Raw genomic sequence first — 15,998 nt, 5'->3', positions numbered from 1 at the left:
TCTTATTATATCATAACTCCTCACACGATATTTAATAATAATGACCTTCAAAGGATGAAGATAGCTTTATGTCATCTATAAATTTCCACACCTTGAAAAAGCAACATAATATAGTATAATAAGAAAAACTATTTCGAAGGAGCAAATTTATGGCCTGTACAACATTTCTCGTAGGAAAAAAAGCCTCATTAGATGGCACAACTTTAATTGCACGAAACGAAGACGGTGGAGATAAACCTAACCCACAACGTTTTGTTGCCATTAGTCCTAAAGACCAGCCAAAACACTACCGCTCTGTCACAACAGGTTGTGAGTTTGACTTACCAGAAAATCCGTTAGCCTATACCTCTACTCCCGATGCCGATGCCACTTATGGGATTTGGGCTGCAGCTGGGATTAACAGCGAAAATGTTGCTATGACTGCGACAGAAACTTCTACCACAAACAGCCGAATCTTAGGATTGGATCCTTACGTTGAAACAGGACTGGGCGAAGAAGATTTCACAACAATCACCCTTCCCTATATCCAGAGTGCGCGTGAAGGAGTTGAACGAATAGGCCAACTCTTAGAAAAGTATGGTACTTATGAGTCAAACGGGATGGCTTTTTCTGACAAAGATGAAATTTGGTGGCTGGAAACACTTGGAGGTCACCAGTGGGCTGCTATGCGTATTCCTGACGATGCTTATGTCATTGCTCCCAATCGTCTTAACATTGATTGGTATGATTTTGAAAGTTCAGAAACTCTTTGTTCTAGCGGTTTGAAAGCCTTCATTGATAATAATCATCTCAATCCCGACTTTGAAGGTTATAATCTCCGTCACATTTTTGGTTCAAGCACCATAAAAGATACCCGTTACAACAATCCACGCGCTTGGTATGTACAAAACTATTTTTCTCCGGAAACAACTGAAAACAATGATCCGTTTAACCAAGATTTACCCTTCATCTGCCATGCCAATCGCAAAATTTCCATTGAAGAAATTAAGTTTGTCATGTCAAGCCATTACGAAAACACTGCTTATGACCCTTACAGCAGCACCTCAAGTCCAGCAGAGCAAAAGCTGATTCGCCCGATCGGACTTAATCGTAATCTGGAACTCCATGTTTTGCAAATTCGAGATAATGTTGCTGCTGAACTTTCTGGAATCCACTGGTTAGCCTTTGGGGCTAATACTTTCAATAGCCTTGTTCCTTTCTATGCCCATGTAACCGACACACCCGCTTGTTATCGGGATACAAAATCAGATTTTGACCCTACCAAAATGTATTGGCTCACTACACTGACCGCTGTTTTAGGAGATAGTAATTTCCAAAGATACGTAGACAAACGAGACAATTTCGATTTGACAACAATGGCCAAATTAAGAGCTGTTCAAAATGAAACAGATCGAGCAAGCGAAAAACAATCCCTTGAAGCAGTCAACGAAAAACTTGCACAGATTGCTCTAAGCGCTCAGACCGAACTTCTTGGAAAAATGGTGATTTCTGGATCAAATCATATGAAGCTCCGCTTTGATTTTAATGATTAAAAAATACGGTTAATCAACCGTATTTTTTGTTTTTAAAGTGGTGTCCTGCTTCTTCAAACTTTGGCGCACATCAAATATCTCATTCTAATCAGCGTTTAGTGTTGCAGAGCGCGTGAGATTACTTGTGGAGCTTTTTCCATTCGTGTATGTCGTTCGCCTAAAATTGATGGAGACTGTCTTTCTGTTATTCGTAAAATTTACAGAGTAGTTTAACTTCACATAGTCCGTCCCGTTCTTAACCAATGCATTCAAAACATTTGTTGCATTTTGCAAAGTCATTTTATCAGTATTTAGAGTGGAAGTATCAGACGCTAAAGTTTTTTGATATTGTTCGAGTAGTGACTGGTGCTGTGCCGAATCAAGTCCATGTTGCTTATCAGCTGTAATAGCTGCATTTGCCTGATCAACTAACTTTTGAGTCTCGCTGACTTTTGTCATTTGGGTATTGACCGTAGCTTGAGCATTGCTAACAGCTAAAGTATCTTTGGACTTCGTATTAACCCAGTTTTGACGTGCCTGCATATCTGCGTAATCCGCACTTTTGGCATCGGCTTGCAACTGGGTATTGAAGTTGAAGACCGCATCATTATAAGCGTAGAAAGCATTATTCCCAGAGTATGTCGTCGTCCGCCCCTCGGTTGAGGTTAAATAGTCAAACTGCGGAAGATGAACATCTGTTTCCTGCCCAGAATAGCTATAGGTAACCGTATCATAGTACCAGTTATACTCTGCTCCTGAGGCGTAAAAGGCCACGCCCTCATATTTCCAGCCTTGGCGCGGAAGAACGTTTTTCTCATAAGCATCTGTGGTGTAAAGGTGAGAGCCAAGCTGAGGATTATACAGACGATAAACTGGTATATTACCTGCAGAATAAGCGAAAATCCCTTCATAATGCCAGCCTATTCTTTGGAGGCTATTGCGCTCATTCGCAGCTGTCGTATAGAAATGTTCTCCACTTTTGGGATTATACATTCGATAGATTGGAGTTTTCCCAGAAGATGCTTCCGACCAAGCCAAACCTTCATACTTCCAACCGATATGAATCAGGCTTTGTTTTTCATTCCCATCACTCGTCCAAAAATGTTCCCCACTTTTAGGGTTATACATTCGATAAACGTTGGTATTAGCGTGAGCTAAGTTTGCCCCCATAAAAAAAGTCAGAGCTACACCAGTAGATATTAAAATTTTAAGATTCTTCTTTTTCATCATAATCTTACCTTCCTATTTCCTAATTCAAAACATTAAGAAAAATTTTTAACTGCCTTTTGATTTTTATTAAGGACAAAAGCCATTACAAATGCCGCTCCTTCAATCAAGAATATGATACCCCCTAAAATATTCAGGCTTAGTAGGCAAATAATCGCCCAAAGCAGCGCTAAAATCCCTATTATCAGAATAATTTTCCACCATATTTTTGCATGATTGCCTTCTATTTTTCTAAATGCTTGAAGTGCAACAAAAGTTGGAAGAGACACTACCGATACCGCCATAATAAATGCAATAGCAAAAGCAAAGAAATCACTCCAATTAGCAATTTTCATAGAAGTCCATGCCCCAATACTATTCTTTATCAATTCAACAATTAGTTTAATCGCTGAAATGATAATCCCAACTAAAACCAATTTTTTTGGATTACTCATTTGCTGTCTTCCACCTTTCCATAAGCTCATCATATAACTGACTAAGAGGGATTTTAAGCTCTCCAGAATTTATCAAGATAGCCCCATGTTCTTTTGTTTTTATTGTAATTGAACCCGATCCCACCTTAAAATTTGTCCAAGGGATGATAATTTGATTGCCATTTAACTTTATATTTTCTACCTCTTTCCAACTATAAAATTTCTTATGTTTAGATTCCGGGAGATATGTCATTCCTGTTGATTCAAGGTACAAAATATTTTCACCTTTTTTAGACATTAAACTGAGAATAGTGAGTATAAACCCTAGCAAACATACGATAAAAACAAGGCCTCCCCAACTTCTATTCGAAGTATAATTTCCCAATTCAATATCTCCTCCTTTCACATATAAGTAAAAGTATGCTCCTATTAATAAACCAGAAATTGAAAGAATCATTGTTAAAAGAGAATTTATTTTTGAGTTTGACTTAATATATATGTCTGACTTCATTTTAATCCCCCTCGCTTGTATTCGCTTTATGATTAGAAGCATAAGTTTCTATTTTATCCCTTACCTTCTATTTCTTTCAAAATAAAATCTATCATTCTTATTCTCTTAACCCCTGTTATAAACATCAAGAACATTGCTAAAACTGACATTAGAAGCACCATCAACAGGAGACTGGTGTGTAAAATAATAATTATGGATAGCAGGAAGATTAGTAAAGCAGATCCAATAAGAAATTTTTTCATTGTCCGGCTCTCATTTCTTGCCAATGAGTAAAGGTTTTTTAGTTCACTATCATTCATTTCCTCATGCTCAAATTCTCGAGAACTATTTATCTTCATAATTCTTTGACCTCCATACCGATAAGCATAAACCCCAAAGGGAATTGATAGGAGGTATAGAAATATTAGAATAAGAAAATTTATCATTTTAGAGTTTGAAAAAATTAAGTATTTCGCCACCATTGCTATTACTCCGGCAGACAACCCTGAAAAATATGGCAGAAACTTGATAAACTTCGTTTTTTTAGCTGCTTCAATATCTTCTTTGTTATCATGCGGTGTTGAATATACTTGATATGTTTCAGTATCAATAAAGTAATCTCTATAAGCTCCTGTACGGAGTAATAACTTTCCCTTAAGGGGCATTTCCTTTCTCCTTTTTTCTCCTAATATCGTTTATTTCTTATCATGTTTTTTCATATACCGATAATAAAAATTATAGCTAATGAATCTTTAGCGGTTATTGTCTCCTCTTTTCCTCGCCAACATTTTTCAAAATAAATGACATTATGAAGCAAGAGGCCTGGCTTAATTCAATTACTCCATTCGAAACATTCCCATAAGTAAAAGCTCGAATCGTCAGAAATAACCCTAAAATTCCCAAGATGAAAAGAAATACTCTCCATCCTTTTTCGTTTGGAGTATCCAAGCACGAAAAAGCAAAAATCTTAGCTAAGGCAAAAAGTATACCTATAACCGATTCGAGTACCAAAGCCTCTTGATTTACTTCTCTTCTTTCAATTGCTATTATTCCTAAGGGAATATTAATTAATGAAACAGCGAGCGCAAAACCTACACCGAAAGCTGCAAATCTTTTCCCTATTCTCATTTTTTCTCCTTGTCCAAGTAATCATCAAAAGCACTTAAAGCATTCTAAGACCTTTTATACTTTTATTACACACCTTTTTCCCTTTCTTTTTCAGTATCTCTTATTTTTCATGGTTTTTACTCTCATGGTAGCTTTTAATAACCTTGCTTGCAGTATGCCATTTTTTAACTCCTGATATTCCAAGTGTCATAAAAAGCAGGGTCGCTATGTATAAAATTAGGGTATAGTTTGTTGCTGAGAAGACAAAATAAGTAGCCGTTACAATCACAAGAATAATTGAGATTACTAAAACAATTTTTGCGGTATAAAGTTGATTAGTAGTTTCTTCCAAAAGTTTGTCTTTTGCGTCTAAGGAGATTTCTACTAGAATAAACTCGCTCTTAGCTTCTTTCTTTTTCCAATAACTTGCCTCTATCATACCTATGAGATAAAGTAACAACAAAATAAACACGAAACTCAAAATGACAATTAAGCCATTAATAAGTTTACTTGTGAATTGATTTTTTAATCCCTCAACCAATGGTTGCAGTATTACAACACCTACTCCCGAATAATAGATTAAATTTCTTGAACCTGCTGTTTGCTTGACATTTTTTCGAGGAAGTTTATAAATCTCGTAAGTTTCCGAATCTATATAATAATGAAAATCAGACTTTTTCTCTTTTGCTTGTATTAGTATTTTACTCATTTTTTCTTACTCCTTTTATCATATTCATATGAGAACCACATTCCAAAACAGCTTTTCTTCAATTCTTTCTTGAAGTTTATGAAAATAGTTTCTTTCGGTATCTATATAATGATTTAAAAAACTATTCATTTAGAGTGCCTGTTCCAATTTTGATTTGAGTCCGTACTTATTTGGTATTTTCTACACTCTTCCTTGTCTTTTGGTAGTCTTGAATAAGATTTGGATATTTTCCCTTCAAACTTTTTGCTGTTAAAAATGTAAGAATAGCAGCTATCATACGCACTAAGAGTGATATGATATTAATTATCAGTACTGCCACATATAAGCCATAAGTATTTTGATTCGTCGCTACAAATGTTAATGTCGTAGAAATTAATCCTAGTAGCTCGGAAAGATATATAAGAACGGGGCCTGTACTTCTGATTTTCAGTTTTCTACCTTGAATGTGCGCAAAAATTGCAAAAACAAATACAAAAAAATCAAGTATTATTCCATATCCGCTTACATCAATAACTCCCGTAAAATTAATTAGTACGAAAGCAATAATTAATGCAATGTAAATACTTATAAACTTATTAAAGAGATATGCCTTATATAATATTTTTATTTGTTTTTTATCAATATATTCTTCCATTTTTAAACCTCTAAAGAATCCCATCCATATAAAATCGTAAAAACCAAAACAATATAAGAAAAACTATTACAAGTATTGTCAGGAGGTTATTTATTCTTTGCTTCTTTACTTCTGGTTTTGTCAGTATTTTTTTTACAGGGATTTTTCCTTCAGGCAGTATTTCTTTGAGTTGCTCAAAGCTGATTTCTTCCCCATTTTGGATGATTTTTCGAATTTTATATTTGCTACTATAAGTCATCGGTGTAGAGACAATAGTATCAGGTAAAAAAATCCCCCAAAAAACAGGATATATAAGTACCGTTAAAAAATTGCCACCATAGTTTAGAATGACCCAATAATTTATAATCGATACACTCGCAAGCACGAAAACATACACGATGTTTATCAATACCGTTGTTACTTTCGGAACTAGATAAATTTTTATTCCTTTTGTCTGTGGTACATTTGAGTAGCCGCAAAATATTCTACCATAAGCATGGGTAATACGGAATAACATCCAAAAAATCGCTACACAAGTTATAATCAAACAACAAATAATCGGAGAATCTTGAAATACAGCGAAGCTCAACATAGCAAGCAACATTGCAAAAAACAATCCCCCCGTGTACCAGTCAGCAAAAGGCGCCACTTTTTTATCTTGCTCAAAGAATTTATCATCAAATTTCCGAAGCTCCATACCGTGATAAATATAGGAAAAAGGCAGGGGGAGATAGGGAACAAAGCGTAACAAAATAAATGTTGTACCTTGAATTTCTATTCTATCAGTGAAAGTTTTTAACGTGACAATTCTATTATCCATATCATTTTTTCTTTTTTAATTTTCCATAATCTTAAATTAGTGTTAGGTATTCTTTTCTCAATTCCCTAGCAGCTTTAAATGCAAAAATGGCTGCAACAATTTGAATCAGCAAATTGACGATATTTATTAATGCGTATAGATCCAATTCATCCCTATTGCGTGATTTGATTGCAATAATAAATATAAAAGCCCCGCCAATACTTAAGACGTTTGCAATATATATTAAAATCGAAGGGACACTTCTCCTTTTCAGCTTAATATTTTGAATGTGTAACATGACGGCAAATATGATAATAGCCAACCCTAACCCTAGGGTTAGGGTATGATTAAGGGGTATACCTATAATTCTCAACAGGACAATAAATATAACAACCAAAATCCATATATATAGGTCTGTATTATAGCGATAGGCTTTGCGAAGAGTCATCTCTCTTTGAAAATCATTATTTTTTTGAATCATTCTTTCATTTCCTTATTGGTATTTAGCTTATTGAGAACAAGGTTTTTCATATTTTTTTGTCTAGCTATGAACCAACAACTGTAAAGTCCAACTTGCACCAACAGAGTTGCTAGAATGTACATTAGCCACATTTCTATATCTGGCGACATTATATAAGCATTTGCAAGCGGTAGAGCGACCGCAAGGCCTATAACCGAAAAAGTGCCTAAAAAAACAAACGCTCCGACTCCATCTTTGGTTTCTTTTAATATTTTAAGACTTTTTATATCAATATTGTCAATACTTCCTAGTCTCTCGAAATTCTCATAATTTGTACAATGTTCTGCGATTAATAATTTAAGTTTTACAACCATAAAGACAATAACTATGAGAGTAAGTGTTGATAAAATGACCCAGTAGAGGGGAGGAACTCTTGTGTAGAAATAAAATAATCCACCATACAACCCTGTACCTATAACAGGTCCAAGTCCGATTGCTTTCCATACAACACTTTGTGTATCATTATCTCTTGCATAGATTTCTTGATTCTCAAAATCAAAAGCAAATAGTTGTTCCTCATTTCCTCCAATCTGTTTAAGAATAGGTTTTTTAGTCATTTTCTTCCCTTTCTATGGTCATACAAATAGTCATATCCAGCGGACAATACCCCCCCAGCCGACATGGTCAGAGCCAATCAATATTCCTGTTGCAATAGAAGTTATCATTCCTGTAATGTACACCTATTTATTTCCCTTTTACTCGTTTCTCCCTCAATAGTTTTTGTCTCAAAAATGCTGATTTCAGTGATGGAGAAAGAAGGAGAAACAAAAATACAGCGATAGAGAACAAAGTTAAGTAGGTAAAGACTGAGGTGACAATAAATAAATAAGAAAAGATAATCATCGCTGCTAATATAACCATCAGAAAAATGCAAAACACTCGGAGTCCTTTTATACTTTTATCTATCACATACCTTTCTTCAACTACTACTTTTTCATAGTCCCTTTTTTGTTCTCTCCATCCGTCCAATTTTAGATATTTCATAAAACAGAATGTCAAAATAAAAGTAATGGTAATCGAAATAACAATTAACACCATTCTCGTGGCAACAGTTGAATATGGCATAATATGGTGTGTTAAAACCGCACCTCCACTTGTCAATGCACCAGAAATCATGGGAAGTTGACCAGCCTTTTTATCAACTTTTTTTGCTCTCTCTGGCTCAATGTAAAGTGAAGAAAAGATTGAATAATTGAAATCATCTATGAAATACTCAAAATATTCATCTCTAATCAAGAAGATTTTCTTACCTTCTTTAACCGTTTTCGCTTTCTTCACTTCATTTCTCGTGTGTTTGCTATTTTTCATTATTTTTTACGCTTTTTCTTTTTATTGAATATAGAATCATAAACAGCATCAAAGTTCATATTGAGTAATGTTCCGATAGCTATACCGACCCCGAATCCAACAGCTATACCGACCCCCGGTTCAACAAGAGTACCTAAAAACGCACCACAGATAAGCCCTGCCGGCCTCAATGTTCCACCCAGTAATGCAGCTAAGGAACCTGCCCAAACCCAATCTACTATGGCATCTGCCGCAGCTGTTGCTAAGATTGCAATAGCTGTATATCCAAAAGTAACAGCTAGCGCCTTTCCTTTGTATTATTTCTAGCGATATATTTTATATTTTTTCCACTTAGCGCAAATCCTAAAATAAAGCAAATTCCTTGAACTAACTGTAAAAGGCTATTAAATATTTCAAAATAAAAACTACCATTCTTATTGTTAATTTTCGCTCGTTTTCACCTTCCAACCGCTTGCTAAAAGACCTTGACGTAAATCTTCATTTGCTCGAAAAGCATAGTATAAATTTATCATCATGGGAGCCCAAATAATTGACCTCAGATTAAAGATAGATTCGATAATTGCTAAAGTCAAAAGTGTAACAAGGATAAATAGCAATCCTCTCCACTGTCGACGAATAATTAAGGCAAACATTCCCCACAGGAAAACTGTCCAGCTAAAGCCATTTTTTACTCTACACTCTACTGTTTGACCTTGGTTATTAATTTTATAGAAAGTCTCTTTCTCCCCTTTAGGGACGGTGCTAGATGTTTGATTTTCCACTTTATTATCCCTCCATTTCCAATTCCAGTTCTTTTGCAATATTTATACGGATTTTTAACTCATCTTTTCCAAAGAAGAGACTACTTTCAAAAATCAAACAGAACATCATGAGAAGTAGAGATTGGAGTAGTGTCGTTATTAGATAGAGTATCAAACATATTACTAATAATATATTCATAATGGTATGCACTCTTCTGATATTCTTTGGACTACGCAGTGCGATTTGTATAAGTTCTAATTTTTCAGAGCTATCTATATCCATCAAAACATATTTTCTCTTTCTATTTCTAGTACTCTTATTAGCTAAATATCCTAAAAATATTGAAATTGGAATAGCAATAATCAAAAATATATATGTTAGTGGGCTATCCCACCCTAAACTTTTTGATAGTACCGGAATATCCTTTCCTTTTACTAGGGCCATAAAAACAAATATAGTCAAAAACCATATCCCAAATGTATTCTTTGAAGTATAAAATTCTTTTGTATTTGGATCAATATAATAAGTAATGCGCTTTGAGGTTGTTGCAAAATTTATCATTTTCATCTTATTTCCTTACACTTGTTGATTGAGTTAACGTAAAAGTTCCTTCTATCACTTTGTACATCTGATATCCTTATTTTTCTCAAAACTATTTTTTCTCTATCACTTTTTTTGTAAATTCTGAACACTCTTGAACATCCTTTTTCAACAAATGAGAATGAACATTTATAAAAAGCGTTAATGAAAGTATGATAAGGAAAACAACCAAAGTACTCAACATATACAAAATGTATAGCAAAATAGTCAATATATTAAGAAACAGTATTTGTTTTTTATATGTTTTATACGCTTTTACTGCTCCTATCAGGAGAAATTGTTTTTCATATGCGTTTAGATTTGCTCTTATATATTCTTTCTTTATGAGCTGGGAAAGTTTATTACCAGCAATAGCAACAAATATAGGAAGGATTGTTGTGGCCATCAGAATAATAAAGCTAGTAATTTTATCAGGATTTAAACACTTGTCGTACTAAGCAATCCAGAATAGTCAAGCCACCCTGCAGCTAAACTGTGAATAATAACTGTTACCACCGATAAGATTTTTCTTACCTTTCCCTTTTTTATATAATATATCTCCAAACTTTCAGTATCGAGATAATGTGGGGCGTATCCCTGACTAACGCCTGTCGTCCATCTTATTAATTTCATATAGTACTCATTCCTCTTTAGCTCTTCTTTTCATAGCTGGATATATATATTTGTCCCATAAAAAATCAAATAGTGAATTAGCTGCAGCCGAAACTAGCCAAGCAGCAGGTATGCCAATTATCGTTCCATCGAGTGCGGCATTAAGCGCAGCAGTAATCATCATATGAATGCCAGTTTTCATCAATGCACTTGTAGTATCTCCGTCTGAATTTCCAAAGTTAACCAATGCATCTAGGAGCGTTCCAAAAAAAATACTCATCGTTGATAGCACTAATTACTTTTGAAACACCACTCGCAACATCATTACTTTTTACTCTGTATGGATATCTTATATACTTTTTTTAAAACCCCAAACTTGTAATAATGTAGAAAAATCATGCTGTATAGACAAACATTTGCCAACAGAAGCCAAATCGTAGATGATGTAATAACAAAAGAAACAAGAGTTGCTATAAGTATTACGCAAGATACCAGAACAACGAAGAGGGCATATTTGTACTGCTTTTTTATAATTTTCCTAATTTGCATTTGCTCTTCTTTTTTTAGATTTTTAATTAGTTTGACACCTGCCCCTACTCTCCTCCCATCGTACAGAAATATCTTTTTCAGAATAATGTTTGTAATAAGATATACTGCTCCTCCTAAAGCAAAGAAAATCAAGAGCTTTCCAACGGTTATTCTCTGAAAGACAGCAAAAATTAACTCAAGCACACTTATTACTACTACGACTAGTGCGCCAACAACAGCCCCAATATTTTGGTATCTTCGATCGTTGATTTCGCGTTTTTCATCATGATTTGTAATATAGAAAGATTTGTTTTCAGAATCAATGAATAAATCTAACTCTTTATTCTCGCTAATAAAAATTTTTGACATATTTCCTCCAACACAAATCTAGCGATTTTCATTCCACATTTCCTTTAACTTTTGGTAGTCCGTATAATCACAACCACTGGTTATTTTTCCATTATGTTTTGTTATGATATCTAGATTATCCTTTGACGTCCTCAGTCCCACTCCTCCGATTATAAAAGTTGGATAATAGTTAATTTCTTCCACATTGCTCCAACTCAATGGTCCAATTTTTTTTCTTTCCTGTTTAATTTTCTGAGAATTAGCTGATAGACTGTCAAGGAAATATACTTCTTTGAACACAGTCGTGGGAATATATGTTAACCCCTTCTCATTTATAACTATTATTGAGTCACTCTTTAACAATGTAAAACTCAAAAGCAAAAGAACTATACCAACAATCATTAGAAATATTCCCCATGCATGAGCAGTATATGGTATTGGAAGCCCATGAGCTGATGACCCTCCAGGCTTTACAAGTTTTGCAAACCAAATTACATCTATTACATTGCTTTTTAAAAGTAATAGATGTATACCAAGTCCTAATAGTCCCCCTCCAATAAAAATCCAAACTACAAAACCTCCAACCCTTGAAAATAGCGAATTTTTTATGATTGTTTCATTTTTATTATCCATCATATTATTCCTCATCAACTTTCTCTGCAAGATCATCTATAAAATCATTCAGAAGATTATCCACAATCGTTTTTAATCCCCAAGCTAACACCTTAATTATCCCTGCTGCAATTCCTCCAATAGCCAAAGCGAAAGTAAACAGCCCCAAATCCATTGCCACTCCGACAGCTTCTACCCCAGTATCTATAGCTAAAGGTGTACTCCAGCCATCTATGGCATTATTTATGAGATTATCTAGAATTACCTCCATGGCGGAAACTCCGACATTATGATTATGATTATAAGCGACCCAAAAGTCGATTCCTGAAAAGATTTTTTCTATCTTTTCTTCCAGGTCAATAGCTGTTGCAAGTTTTTTGAAGAATTTTGTTGATGCCTTCTCTGATATATAGTGAGATAACCCTTCCACTATATTATCCTTGATGTAATTATAAATTTTGCTAGGCAACTCTGTTATGTATGAATAAATCGAGTTTGCAATTTTAGAGAGGGTATTTTTATTAGATTTGTCATGCCTAGAACCTCCATGATATATTTCTCCATCGTTGACTTTGCTACCAGATGAACCTGAGCGAGAAGCTACTACTGCTCCGCCTGATCTTCCAGAATTGGGACGGGCTGAATCACTTTGATTTTCTCCACCTGAAGAGCCTTCAGAGGCTGAAGCCGTAACTGGTGGAGAGTAGTAATAATAGACATTTACCGATTGATTATAATTCGCAAAACCTCCTGTATAAGTTGTTCCTCCTTCAATATAGTAATCTCCAAAACTAGCCGGAACATTGTAGGTAAATCCAGTTCCATACCAACCTGAGACGACAGCCGAGCCGAGAGGTTCTCCGTCTGTGCCGATATAGTAAAAAGTAACACTGGTCGTGATGTGATAATAGTTAATAATCCGATAAATCTGAGTTTGATTAAAGTAGCCAGAGATAGTGTTTGGTCCCGGATAAGGCGTGAGATAAGGGTCATTTTCATTTGGGATATGGAAGAAATAATTATAGCCCAGCCAGCCCTGATTGACCGTGGTAACACCAATCGGACGATTATCCAAATCAAGCGTTGTATGAACATAAGCAGGGATGTGCTTATAGATGACCGTGATTGTCGCTTTAGGTTGACGGTAAATCCCTGTCAATACTTTTTGGGCGGGATTTTGCAAAGTCAAGTTCCAATAACTTGGATTTTCAATTCGATACGGGTAATTCTCATAACTGGTAAAGGTACGCGTTTCAAGAATCTTTCCCCAATCATCTTTGTCAATCACAGTAATCGAAGCTTGTCTTCTGGTATAGTGAACCGTAATATCCGTCTTAGGTTGATTGTATTTTCCCGTGATTTTCTTCTGACTTGCATAAGTCAGACTATCAAACCAAGGAACTTCCGGATTATAGGTGTAGGAGTCATTGTAAGAGCCTGTGATGGTCTTATTTTGGTAGACGGTCTGGTTGATGTCATTGATAAACTTGAAGGTGACTGTACATTTTTGGGGTTGATATCTGAAAATCAGATGTTGGTAGAGCTGATTAAAATCGACTGGATAACTACTCAGCGTGCCTGCTTGTATCTGGTAGCCTTTAATGGGTAAAGCCTTGATGGTTCTCGCACTGCCATAATAACCTACGATAGTTTGAGAGGGGGCGATTGGATTGCCTTTGGTATCCAGATAGTCCACTTTTACAGTATCTACGTTGGGGTCGTAGTAAAGACTGCGCGTTTGGTTGGGTAAAAGCTGTTGAAAAGCAACTTCGTTGCCCGTGTTGATAAAGTCGTAATTTCCGATATTTGGAATATCGATGATCTGCCAGTCACCGATGTTGCTGGTGATTCGCTCACTTGGCAAAAGTGATAAGCCCGTTTGAGCATTGAGATAGTTAAGGGTTAGAGTGCCTGTATTTTTGACATAGTATACTGCAATGGTTTGTGCTGCATTGGTATAGTTTCCTGTCACACTAGGAGTGACTGGTTTTTGATAGTCTTGGAGCTGTGGCAAGTTATAAGTATAAGCATCGCCAGAATATCCTGATAATGGGATAGACTGAATTATTTTTGCAGTACTCGTTGTCTTATCAACAAGATTAACCGTGACTGAGCTGGCTTGAGCGTAGTAGAGATTGATGTCTCGATTTTGCGCTTGATAGGTACCTGTTAGAGCATCTGAGATGCTTGGGTCAAAACGATGATTCGTGATGGCTGGTGCTACAAGATTATAGTTTTGAAGCTGAATACCTTTGAGGACTTGCGTAGCCTGAATGGGTTGGTGGGTTTCAAAGTCTAAAAAGTGTAAGGTTATCGTTCCAATGTTGGTATACTGAAAAACGGTGGTCGTGTTGCCTATCTTATGATTATAAGCACCCGTGGTAACACCCGTCGTATGCTCAAGCGAATAACCATGAATTGCTGGAGCAGTGCTTTGATAAGTCGTGCCATCCGCCCCGTCGGTCAAAGTTGGGGCTAGTAATGCCTTGCCATCTTGGTCAACATACTGTGTGATATGTTGGGCATTTTTGTAGTAGCTATAAGTTGCTGTTGAAAAAGGATTCGTAGCTGTTGGCGTATAGCTACCACCTGAGTTGAGCGTAGGGCCACTTGAGAGGGTATAATCTGGCACTTTTGGCGCTGATAAGGTGGGAAAAGTATCGCCTAAAACACCTGTCAAGGTAAGCTGACCGTTCGTTATCGTTTCTGCTTGGGCAGGACTAGTAGCTTCCTGTGAGCTGAAGCTCCCTCCAAAAGTCCCATTATAGTCCAAAAGGTCACCTGCTAAATCTACCAGATGGTAGTTCATGACGATTCCGGTCATTGGTAGAGTTGCGCCAAAGCCTTGGATCACTTCGGGTGCAGTGATATCAGAATTGTGAAAAGTGATTTGTGCGTGAAGCTTTCCTGCCGCAAAATTGTTTTGCATAGAGGCATTAGTCGGTACAGAAGCGCTGGGGGAGGTCGAGACAGCATCATCTGCTGTGATACCATCAATGCCAAATGTCATTGTGTCATTCAAATCAGGCGATGTAACTTGTGTGTTGATGGTCACTTTTTGACCAATAGCTGGGGTTATTCCCGGCTCAGTTGGCATATAGACATCTTGTGTTGCTCCACTTGACTGATAGTCATCGATTGCAAAAGTATTAACTACAACTTCTTGTAAAGGCAAGTTGTCATTTTCAATGACAAAGTAGGTGTAGTAGCCTCCAGCACCAGCTCCCGAAACGTTAGCACTGTCCGCTGAAAGTGAAATGCTGTAAGTTCCTACTCCAAGATTTTTAAGACCGGATTGGCTGAAATCATTGGCTTGCATGATGCCATTTTGAAGTCCCCCTGATGCAAGCTGACCACTCGTGTTAAACATATCGCCAATACCAGTAAAAGTGTATTGAGCCGTGGGATTGCCATAATAAGATGTCCCATCAGCTGTAAGGGTCATTCTGTCTGACGTTGGGAGCTGCGAACCAACTATTTCAGAACCATAACCTGCATAGGCACCGACAATAATGTCCCCTGAGTTAAGGGTAAGTGCATAAGTTTTTGAGCGCTCGGTGACAAGACGATAATGGCCAGCAAAATGATAGGTTTGACCACTGTAAAAATTATGAGGTGCTGCATCTAGTGCGAAAGCTTTAGATGCCGAGAAAAGCGCCACAAAAGCAGTCACAAACGAAAGAATAATCAAAATATTTTTGGATTTTATATTTTTCATAGCAACCCCTCATCGTAGCGCAAGCGCAATCTTTTTAATTTTTTGATTATATTATATACCTTTTTAGACAAAATGAGTTAAATAAAGTTACATTATTTTACTTTTTTCCTAAAAAAGCAATATTTCTGATTTATTGATTCCTTTGTTCTGAAATTTTGGACAA

The 15,998-nt window shown here is 36.1% G+C and carries 19 protein-coding genes; 1 reads left to right on the top strand and 18 read right to left on the bottom strand.

The window, feature by feature from the left end; genetic code table 11:
* Nucleotides 1–149: 149 nt before the first annotated feature.
* Complete coding sequence (locus EQJ87_RS09530) at nucleotides 150–1,532, top strand: C69 family dipeptidase (protein ID WP_130124366.1); 1,383 nt, start codon at nucleotides 150–152, stop codon at nucleotides 1,530–1,532.
* A gap of 84 nt (nucleotides 1,533–1,616) precedes the next feature.
* Here the strand turns inward: EQJ87_RS09530 and EQJ87_RS09525 are convergent, their stop codons facing one another.
* The 18 genes from EQJ87_RS09525 to EQJ87_RS09440 form a co-directional block, all read right to left on the bottom strand.
* Nucleotides 1,617–2,741, bottom strand: a complete 1,125-nt coding sequence (locus tag EQJ87_RS09525) for a hypothetical protein (RefSeq protein ID WP_130124365.1) — start codon at nucleotides 2,739–2,741, stop codon at nucleotides 1,617–1,619.
* A gap of 32 nt (nucleotides 2,742–2,773) precedes the next feature.
* Entirely contained in the window at nucleotides 2,774–3,172 is a 399-nt protein-coding gene (locus EQJ87_RS09520; protein ID WP_130124364.1) for a hypothetical protein, read from the bottom strand.
* Complete coding sequence (locus EQJ87_RS09515; RefSeq protein WP_130124363.1) at nucleotides 3,165–3,662, bottom strand: hypothetical protein; 498 nt, start codon at nucleotides 3,660–3,662, stop codon at nucleotides 3,165–3,167. Before EQJ87_RS09515 ends, EQJ87_RS09520 begins: the two co-directional genes overlap by 8 nt.
* A 53-nt stretch (nucleotides 3,663–3,715) precedes the next feature.
* Nucleotides 3,716–4,306: a hypothetical protein gene (locus tag EQJ87_RS09510; RefSeq protein WP_130124362.1), complete on the bottom strand. Its 591-nt coding sequence runs from the start codon at nucleotides 4,304–4,306 to the stop codon at nucleotides 3,716–3,718.
* A 94-nt stretch (nucleotides 4,307–4,400) separates the two neighbouring features.
* A complete protein-coding gene (locus EQJ87_RS09505; RefSeq protein WP_130124361.1) occupies nucleotides 4,401–4,769 on the bottom strand; it encodes a hypothetical protein in 369 nt (122 codons plus the stop codon).
* Between the two features lie 100 nt (nucleotides 4,770–4,869).
* Nucleotides 4,870–5,457: a hypothetical protein gene (locus EQJ87_RS09500; RefSeq protein WP_130124360.1), complete on the bottom strand. Its 588-nt coding sequence runs from the start codon at nucleotides 5,455–5,457 to the stop codon at nucleotides 4,870–4,872.
* Between the two features lie 166 nt (nucleotides 5,458–5,623).
* Nucleotides 5,624–6,091, bottom strand: a complete 468-nt coding sequence (locus EQJ87_RS09495) for a hypothetical protein (protein WP_130124359.1) — start codon at nucleotides 6,089–6,091, stop codon at nucleotides 5,624–5,626.
* Nucleotides 6,092–6,101: 10 nt separating this feature from the next.
* On the bottom strand, nucleotides 6,102–6,890 hold the full coding sequence (locus EQJ87_RS09490) for a hypothetical protein (RefSeq protein WP_130124358.1): 789 nt from the start codon (nucleotides 6,888–6,890) through the stop codon (nucleotides 6,102–6,104).
* A gap of 31 nt (nucleotides 6,891–6,921) precedes the next feature.
* Nucleotides 6,922–7,350: a hypothetical protein gene (locus tag EQJ87_RS09485; RefSeq protein WP_130124357.1), complete on the bottom strand. Its 429-nt coding sequence runs from the start codon at nucleotides 7,348–7,350 to the stop codon at nucleotides 6,922–6,924.
* Complete coding sequence (locus tag EQJ87_RS09480) at nucleotides 7,347–7,946, bottom strand: hypothetical protein (protein WP_130124356.1); 600 nt, start codon at nucleotides 7,944–7,946, stop codon at nucleotides 7,347–7,349. Before EQJ87_RS09480 ends, EQJ87_RS09485 begins: the two co-directional genes overlap by 4 nt.
* 127 nt (nucleotides 7,947–8,073) lie before the next feature.
* Complete coding sequence (locus tag EQJ87_RS09475) at nucleotides 8,074–8,697, bottom strand: hypothetical protein (RefSeq protein WP_130124355.1); 624 nt, start codon at nucleotides 8,695–8,697, stop codon at nucleotides 8,074–8,076.
* Between the two features lie 419 nt (nucleotides 8,698–9,116).
* Nucleotides 9,117–9,458, bottom strand: a complete 342-nt coding sequence (locus EQJ87_RS09470) for a DUF2628 domain-containing protein (protein ID WP_190289070.1) — start codon at nucleotides 9,456–9,458, stop codon at nucleotides 9,117–9,119.
* 4 nt (nucleotides 9,459–9,462) lie between these two features.
* Nucleotides 9,463–9,999, bottom strand: coding sequence for a hypothetical protein (locus EQJ87_RS09465; protein WP_130124353.1), 537 nt, complete (start codon nucleotides 9,997–9,999; stop codon nucleotides 9,463–9,465).
* A 91-nt stretch (nucleotides 10,000–10,090) separates the two neighbouring features.
* Nucleotides 10,091–10,423 (bottom strand): hypothetical protein, encoded by a 333-nt coding sequence (locus EQJ87_RS09460; RefSeq protein ID WP_130124352.1) that lies wholly within the window; start codon nucleotides 10,421–10,423, stop codon nucleotides 10,091–10,093.
* Between the two features lie 234 nt (nucleotides 10,424–10,657).
* Complete coding sequence (locus EQJ87_RS09455) at nucleotides 10,658–10,909, bottom strand: hypothetical protein (protein WP_130124351.1); 252 nt, start codon at nucleotides 10,907–10,909, stop codon at nucleotides 10,658–10,660.
* Nucleotides 10,910–10,953: 44 nt separating this feature from the next.
* Nucleotides 10,954–11,526, bottom strand: coding sequence for a hypothetical protein (locus tag EQJ87_RS09450; RefSeq protein WP_130124350.1), 573 nt, complete (start codon nucleotides 11,524–11,526; stop codon nucleotides 10,954–10,956).
* A gap of 18 nt (nucleotides 11,527–11,544) precedes the next feature.
* Complete coding sequence (locus tag EQJ87_RS09445; RefSeq protein WP_130124349.1) at nucleotides 11,545–12,141, bottom strand: hypothetical protein; 597 nt, start codon at nucleotides 12,139–12,141, stop codon at nucleotides 11,545–11,547.
* A 1-nt stretch (nucleotide 12,142) separates the two neighbouring features.
* On the bottom strand, nucleotides 12,143–15,835 hold the full coding sequence (locus EQJ87_RS09440; RefSeq protein WP_130124348.1) for a MucBP domain-containing protein: 3,693 nt from the start codon (nucleotides 15,833–15,835) through the stop codon (nucleotides 12,143–12,145).
* Between the last annotated feature and the right edge of the window lie 163 nt (nucleotides 15,836–15,998).

Origin of the sequence: Lactococcus sp. S-13 (assembly GCF_004210295.1) — a bacterium.
GTDB lineage: Bacteria > Bacillota > Bacilli > Lactobacillales > Streptococcaceae > Lactococcus.
The sequence above is the reverse complement of the archived record's forward strand: the minus strand, read 5'-3'. Positions and strand labels throughout refer to the sequence as shown.

Excerpts from the sequence above, each read along its gene's own strand:
- EQJ87_RS09530 (WP_130124366.1), top strand. The coding sequence starts at position 150 with ATGGCCTGTACAACATTTCTCGTAGGAAAAAAAGCCTCATTAGATGGC.
- EQJ87_RS09525 (WP_130124365.1), bottom strand. The coding sequence starts at position 2,741 with ATGATGAAAAAGAAGAATCTTAAAATTTTAATATCTACTGGTGTAGCT.
- EQJ87_RS09520 (WP_130124364.1), bottom strand. The coding sequence starts at position 3,172 with ATGAGTAATCCAAAAAAATTGGTTTTAGTTGGGATTATCATTTCAGCG.
- EQJ87_RS09515 (WP_130124363.1), bottom strand. The coding sequence starts at position 3,662 with ATGAAGTCAGACATATATATTAAGTCAAACTCAAAAATAAATTCTCTT.
- EQJ87_RS09510 (WP_130124362.1), bottom strand. The coding sequence starts at position 4,306 with ATGCCCCTTAAGGGAAAGTTATTACTCCGTACAGGAGCTTATAGAGAT.
- EQJ87_RS09505 (WP_130124361.1), bottom strand. The coding sequence starts at position 4,769 with ATGAGAATAGGGAAAAGATTTGCAGCTTTCGGTGTAGGTTTTGCGCTC.
- EQJ87_RS09500 (WP_130124360.1), bottom strand. The coding sequence starts at position 5,457 with ATGAGTAAAATACTAATACAAGCAAAAGAGAAAAAGTCTGATTTTCAT.
- EQJ87_RS09495 (WP_130124359.1), bottom strand. The coding sequence starts at position 6,091 with ATGGAAGAATATATTGATAAAAAACAAATAAAAATATTATATAAGGCA.
- EQJ87_RS09490 (WP_130124358.1), bottom strand. The coding sequence starts at position 6,890 with ATGGATAATAGAATTGTCACGTTAAAAACTTTCACTGATAGAATAGAA.
- EQJ87_RS09485 (WP_130124357.1), bottom strand. The coding sequence starts at position 7,350 with ATGATTCAAAAAAATAATGATTTTCAAAGAGAGATGACTCTTCGCAAA.
- EQJ87_RS09480 (WP_130124356.1), bottom strand. The coding sequence starts at position 7,946 with ATGACTAAAAAACCTATTCTTAAACAGATTGGAGGAAATGAGGAACAA.
- EQJ87_RS09475 (WP_130124355.1), bottom strand. The coding sequence starts at position 8,697 with ATGAAAAATAGCAAACACACGAGAAATGAAGTGAAGAAAGCGAAAACG.
- EQJ87_RS09465 (WP_130124353.1), bottom strand. The coding sequence starts at position 9,999 with ATGATAAATTTTGCAACAACCTCAAAGCGCATTACTTATTATATTGAT.
- EQJ87_RS09460 (WP_130124352.1), bottom strand. The coding sequence starts at position 10,423 with ATGGCCACAACAATCCTTCCTATATTTGTTGCTATTGCTGGTAATAAA.
- EQJ87_RS09455 (WP_130124351.1), bottom strand. The coding sequence starts at position 10,909 with ATGAGTATTTTTTTTGGAACGCTCCTAGATGCATTGGTTAACTTTGGA.
- EQJ87_RS09450 (WP_130124350.1), bottom strand. The coding sequence starts at position 11,526 with ATGTCAAAAATTTTTATTAGCGAGAATAAAGAGTTAGATTTATTCATT.
- EQJ87_RS09445 (WP_130124349.1), bottom strand. The coding sequence starts at position 12,141 with ATGATGGATAATAAAAATGAAACAATCATAAAAAATTCGCTATTTTCA.
- EQJ87_RS09440 (WP_130124348.1), bottom strand. The coding sequence starts at position 15,835 with ATGAAAAATATAAAATCCAAAAATATTTTGATTATTCTTTCGTTTGTG.